This window comes from Polynucleobacter sp. 35-46-11 (assembly GCF_002281105.1).
Window position 1 is genome coordinate 1 of sequence record NZ_NCFJ01000117.1, and the last position, 6,379, is coordinate 6,379.

The following is a 6,379-nucleotide window of genomic DNA, read 5'->3' on the forward strand; positions in this document are numbered from 1 at the left end:
GAATTCACGGCGATTGATAAAAACAAAATTACTATTCCTACACAGGTTCCAGCTGGCGATCCCGCTTGGATAGCCATGGTTCAGCATTACTTTGCTAGCGCCTGGATTCCTAGCGATAAAGCAGCACGAGATATTTATGCCGGAAAGATTGATAACAACCTTTATCGAATCGGTATGCAAGTACCACTGGGCGTAGTTGCACCAGGCACAACAGTTGTGGAAAAAGCCAAACTATTTGTGGGGCCACAAGAAGAGCGCGTATTGGAAACAATTGCTCCGGGCTTTGAGTTGCTAAAAGATTACGGCTACTTAACCATTTTGGCTAAACCCATTTTCTGGCTCTTGGACAACATTCATTCTTATGTGGGCAACTGGGGTTGGTCAATTATTTTATTGACCATCTTAATTAAGTTGGTGTTTTTCCCGCTTTCAGCTGCAAGCTATAAGTCTATGGCCCGCATGAAAGAGGTGCAACCACGCTTACTCACCATGAGAGAGCAGTACAAGGGTGATCCACAAAAATTAAATCAAGCCATGATGGAGATGTACCGCAAGGAAAAAATTAATCCTCTTGGTGGTTGTTTGCCGGTGGTGATTCAGATCCCAGTATTTATTGCTTTGTACTGGGTTCTATTGTCTTCAGTAGAAATGCGCAACGCCCCATGGATTGGGTGGATTCATGATTTATCAGTTCCAGACCCATACTACATTTTGCCAATCATTATGGCTGCTTCAATGTTTGTGCAAACCAAGCTGAACCCAACGCCACCAGATCCAATTCAGGCTAAGGTGATGATGTATATGCCGCTTGTATTCTCTGTGATGTTCTTCTTCTTCCCAGCAGGCTTGGTCTTGTATTGGGTAGTGAACAACTTACTATCAATTGCTCAGCAGTGGCAAATCAATCAAATGTTTGGAAAAAAGCCGGCTTAAAGTCTTTGGCCGATAACAAATAAACAAAGGGTGCCTGCAATGATGACGAGAAAGCTGCCCATCATTGCGGTTGCCACTGCGCCGGGCAAGGCTGGGGTTGGCGTTATTCGTATTAGTGGCCCACAGCTTTTGCCAATAGCCGAAGCTCTTTTTCACAAGGCGCTTACGCCGCGCCAAACCAATCTCCTTACCCTTCGTGATGCGCGCGGCGAGACGATTGACCAGCTGATTGCAATTTACTTTGCTGCCCCCGCCTCCTTTACCGGTGAAGATGTGCTTGAGCTGCAATGCCATGGAGGACCCCAGCTTTTAGAGTTGGTCATGAAGCGGTGTCTCGAGCTTGGAAAAGATCAGGGTTTGGTTATTGCAGAGCCGGGCGAATTTTCCTTACGCGCGTATCTCAATAACAAAATCGATTTAGCTCAAGCAGAGGCTATCGCAGATTTAATTGATGCTCAAAGTGAGGCGGCAGTTCGTGGAGCAGCGCGTTCATTGCAAGGGGTCTTCTCAAACGACATTAATGCCTTGATCGAAGAAATTACCCAATTACGAATTTTGGTTGAGTCCACCCTGGACTTTCCTGAAGAAGAGATTGAGTTTCTGGAGAATGCCCAAGCTCGCCAGCGCCTCAGCGCGGTGATGGAAAAGTTGCATAAGCTGAGAGAGGGTGCAAAACAGGGCAAGATTTTGCGCGACGGTATTCAGCTGGTTTTGGCTGGCGCCCCTAACGTTGGAAAGAGCTCACTTCTTAATCGCTTGGCTGGCGAAGAGGTTGCAATTGTTACTCCTATCGCGGGAACCACAAGGGATCGCGTTAAGGAAAGCATCACCATAAGTGGTATTCCAATGCACATTATTGATACAGCCGGTCTTCGCGAGACCAGCGATCTAGTTGAGGCAAAGGGAATTGAACGGTCTTGGGAGGCAATACAAGCCGCAGACCTAGTTATTTTTCTGCAAGATTCAAATTCAATTAATGCGATCGATAGCGCGGCGGTTTTGGACTTAAAAGCTCAAATATTGAAGGCCCTCCCACCAAAGTGCCCCGTTTTAGAGGTCATTAATAAGTCTGACTTGCTTGCTAATGAAGCATCCCACCAAAGTGAAAGTCCATCCCTACTTATTTCGGCCAAGACTGGCGATGGGGTTGAGACTCTAAAACAAAAAATCCTAGAATCGGTTGGTTGGGGCGGCTCTCAAGAGGGCGCCATTGTGGCCCGTAGAAGACACCTTGATTGTCTGGATAGGGCAGCGACCCATTTGGATAAATCTCAACAATTCGCCGCAGATGGCAACATATCGCTGGAGTTGTTTGCAGAAGAGCTCCGTTTAGCACAAGATCAGCTTGGACACATCACCGGAAAACTGCTTCCAGATGATCTTTTGGGCAAGATTTTTAGCCAGTTTTGCATTGGCAAGTAAAGGGTTTGCTCTTGGTGGGTCGGCACCTAAAAATACGCCCAAAATGTTAAAATAGTGCGATCAAAAATATTACATTCCATAGGACTCTCATGACTATTAATACCAATGCACCTGAGTACGTAAAAAACCAAAAACTCATTCAATGGGTTGCAGATGTTGCCGCTCTAACTAAGCCAGACAAGATTCGCTGGTGCGATGGCTCTCAGGCCGAATATGATGAATTTTGTGAGTTACTAGTAAATGCGGGTGTATTCAAGCGCCTCAACCCAGCAAAGCGTAAAAATGCTTTCTTAGCACTATCAGACCCTGATGACGTGGCTCGTGTTGAGGACCGCACATTTATCTGCTCTGCAAAAAAAGAAGATGCTGGCCCAACCAATAACTGGGTAGAGCCAAGTGAAATGCGTGCCACTCTCCAGCCATTGTTTGATGGCTGTATGCGCGGTAGAACAATGTACGTAGTGCCATTCTCCATGGGCCCAATTGGCTCCCCAATCGCCCATATTGGCGTTGAGCTGTCTGACAGCCCTTATGTTGCTATCAACATGCGCTTAATGACTCGCATGGGCAAAGCTGTGATTGATCAACTTGGCGCCACTGGCGAATTCGTTCCTTGCATTCACACTGTTGGTAAGCCATTGGCTGCGGGCGAAAAAGATGTTGCTTGGCCTAACAACAAAACCAAGTACATCGTTCACTATCCAGAAACTCGTGAGATTTGGTCTTTTGGTTCTGGTTACGGTGGCAATGCATTGCTAGGTAAAAAATGTTTTGCTTTGCGCATTGCATCCAATATGGGGCGCGATCAAGGCTGGTTAGCTGAACACATGTTGATCTTGGGCGTGACTTCACCCGAGGGCAAGAAATACCATATTGCCGCGGCTTTCCCATCTGCCTGCGGAAAAACCAACTTCTCTATGATGATTCCTCCAAAAGGCTTCGAGGGTTGGAAGGTCACTACGGTTGGTGATGACATTGCATGGATCAAGCCACGCAAAGATCCTGTTACAGGTAAGACACGTTTGTTTGCGATTAACCCAGAGTCTGGTTACTTTGGTGTCGCTCCAGGTACAAATCGTCAAACCAATCCAAACTGTCTCGATTCATTAAACCAAGATGTGATCTTCACTAACGTTGGTTTAACTGATGATGGTGATGTTTGGTGGGAAGGTTTAACTGATACTCCCCCTGCACATTTGATTGACTGGCAAGGCAAGGATTGGACTCCCGCTGATGGTGCCGCCGGTCGTAAAGCTGCGCATCCAAATTCACGCTTCACTGTAGCCGCCACAAATAATCCTGCAGTTGATCCAAATTGGGACAATCCTGAGGGTGTTGCGATTGATGCATTCTTGTTTGGCGGTCGTCGCTCAAACACAGTGCCATTGGTAAGTGAAGCACGTGACTGGGTAGAAGGTGTTTACATGGCAGCCACAATGGGCTCTGAAACCACCGCTGCGATTACTGGCCAAGTAGGCGTTGTACGTCGCGACCCATTTGCGATGATTGCATTTGCTGGTTACAACATGAGCGATTACTTCCAGCATTGGTTGAACATTGGTAGCAAGCTTGCTGCCGAAGGTGCTGTGCTACCAAAGATCTATTGTGTGAACTGGTTCCGCAAAGATGAAAACGGCAAGTTTGTATGGCCTGGTTTCGGTGAAAACATGCGCGTGCTCTCTTGGATCTTAGGCCGTGCTGAAGGTACGGCTAAAGGTAAAGAGACGGTGTTTGGTATTTGCCCAGAGCATGCTGATATGCACTGGAATGGTCTCGATTATTCAGCTGACAAATTTGAGAAAGCAATTACCGTTGCTGTTGACGATTGGAAAAATGAACTCAAACTCCATTCAGAATTATTTGAGCATCTAGGCGAGCGCTTGCCTAAAGAGCTAATCGAAGCACGTAGCAAAATTGAGAAGCGCTTAAACGCCTAGTCATCTCTATGAACTTAAGAAGTCTTTTCAAAACATCCGCATTTAATGACCTCACCCCAACACCATGACATCGTGGTGATTGGGGCAGGCATTGCTGGATCTAGCATTGCAAATGAACTGCTTGAACGCGGTCAAACGGTTTGTATCCTTGACTCAGCCCCCCATCCTGCATCAGCATGTTCTAGTCACGCTTACGCTATTGCTCATCCACATGTTGGTCGAGGCGCACCCCGTTTATTGCGCTTAACTCGCATTGCATTTCTAATGGCCGAAGCCCGCTGGGGTAAGTGCTGGAATCAACATGGCATCTTTCAACCAAATAAAAAAGATAAAGTTTTTAATCGGGATGATGTTGCAGGCTATTTGCAATCACTCAATCTTGACGAAGGTTTAGCGCAAGCTCTGTATGCAAATGAGGCAATGGATGCTTGTGGAATTTCTCAAGACGGAATTTGGCTCCCCCGCGGGGCATCGTTGAATTTGTTTGAAGCAGCTCAAGATGCATTGGCCCCCAACCCAAGGTTGACCTGCCGCTGGAATACTTCAGTAGCTCGATTGGAGAAAGCCCCTGTGGGCTGGCGATTGATCGACCCCCAGGGCATTACCATCATGACCGCCAACAAGGTCATTATTGCAGCAGCCTTAGAAACCAAAAATTTAGCTGGAAGTATCGACGTGCGACTTCCCTTGAGGCCGGTGCGTGGACAGTTGAGCATTTTTTCCATTGATGAAGCAAGCTCGTGGGCGCCAAAACTACCTCGTACCGCTATCTCGGGCGATGGCTATTGTTTGCCAGCCAAGAAATTACCCGATGGAAGTTACCAGTGGATAGTGGGCTCTAGCTTTGATGAAGGAGAGTCGGAGCTACACGATTGGGATACAAGTGATGACTTTAACCGCGAGCAGGCAAAGGGTTTATTGGATTATGAAGAGGGTGATGTTAGTCATCTTCACAAGTCAGGAAGTTTTGTCGGTGTGCGCTGTGTTGCAGGTGATCGCTTGCCGATTATTGGGGCGCTCACTCAACGCCCAGGGATATTTTTAGCAACAGCCCTGGGTTCAAGAGGAGTTTTATGGTCGGCCTTAGCTGCCAAGCTCATTACTGCTCAAGTGCTTGAGGACGACTTTGCTTTGCTGGCACGCTTAGGTTTTGCTGCAGACTTGGTGGCTGCACTGGCACCTGCACGTTTCTTCGCTGGCGCTTTAGTGGCAGCGCCAGCCTTAGGTGCTTTTGCTTCAAACTCAAAGCCAATTTTGCCATCTGCGCCTAAAGCAAGATAAGCCTTAAAGCCGCGACCAGTACGGTTGGATTTGAAATTGGTTAGCAAATCTGTTTTGCCCTCTGCTAGCAATTTTTGAACTTGCTCCGCAGAAATTTCTTGTTGCAAAACTACTTTGCCCGTTTTGAAATCACATGATTTATTTGGCCCTGTGTTGTTCTCACAAAGATAGCGCATGCCATCTTCATACACAGCACCAGAGCACTTTGGACAAACACCCAAAGCCTGGCGGCCAGTAAAGTCGATTGATTCAGATTCATCCTCTTGCGTATTGCCAAAATCAAACTCAAGCTTAAAGCCTGCATTTGGATAATCGGCATCATCTTCAGGAATTTCGCTTAACTTAATAATTGCGGCAAATGGCCTACCCATCTTGCTGCGGAAACCTTGCAGTGGTCCAATGGTTTTTTCGCGAAGAAGCTCTTCTACCTCTGGATATTCAAACGCACGCCCACCCGGAGTTTTGCTAATCGTGAATCCGCATTTCTCACATGCAAAGCGACGATAGTTTTCTTTAACTGCGCCCTTACAGTGTGGGCAGGGTGTAGACATGGTCGCGTAGTCGCCTGGAATAGTATCGCTGTCATACTCCTTGGCGCGCTTGACGATGCGTTGCGTCATCTGTGCAATTTCTTGCATGAAGGTATCGCGATTCATTTCGCCACGTTCAATCAAGGAAAGTTTATTTTCCCAGCTGCCCGTGAGATCAGGGCGCGTTAATTCTTCCACATCTAGGCCGCGCAATAGCGTCATTAATTGGAATGCTTTAGCTGTAGGAATCAGCTCACGTGCTTCGCGAACCATATA

The 6,379-nt window shown here is 47.2% G+C and carries 4 protein-coding genes and 1 pseudogene; 4 read left to right on the forward strand and 1 reads right to left on the reverse strand.

Annotated elements, in window-relative coordinates; translation table 11 throughout:
• The 4 genes and pseudogenes from yidC to mnmC form a co-directional block, all read left to right on the forward strand.
• The coding region (gene yidC / locus B7Y67_RS09390) for a membrane protein insertase YidC (RefSeq protein WP_293598417.1) at positions 1–933 on the forward strand (933 nt) is incomplete at its 5' end.
• 42 nt (positions 934–975) lie between these two features.
• Positions 976–2,355 (forward strand): tRNA uridine-5-carboxymethylaminomethyl(34) synthesis GTPase MnmE, encoded by a 1,380-nt coding sequence (gene mnmE / locus B7Y67_RS09395; RefSeq protein ID WP_293598418.1) that lies wholly within the window; start codon positions 976–978, stop codon positions 2,353–2,355.
• An 89-nt stretch (positions 2,356–2,444) separates the two neighbouring features.
• A complete protein-coding gene (locus B7Y67_RS09400; RefSeq protein WP_215302308.1) occupies positions 2,445–4,292 on the forward strand; it encodes a phosphoenolpyruvate carboxykinase (GTP) in 1,848 nt (615 codons plus the stop codon).
• 45 nt (positions 4,293–4,337) lie between these two features.
• Positions 4,338–5,339: pseudogene (gene mnmC, locus B7Y67_RS09405) on the forward strand (FAD-dependent 5-carboxymethylaminomethyl-2-thiouridine(34) oxidoreductase MnmC); the annotation flags it as partial.
• Between the two features lie 59 nt (positions 5,340–5,398).
• Here the strand turns inward: mnmC and B7Y67_RS09410 are convergent.
• Positions 5,399–6,379, reverse strand: a 981-nt coding sequence (locus B7Y67_RS09410) for a topoisomerase C-terminal repeat-containing protein (protein ID WP_293598419.1), incomplete at its 5' end; no start/stop codon positions are given.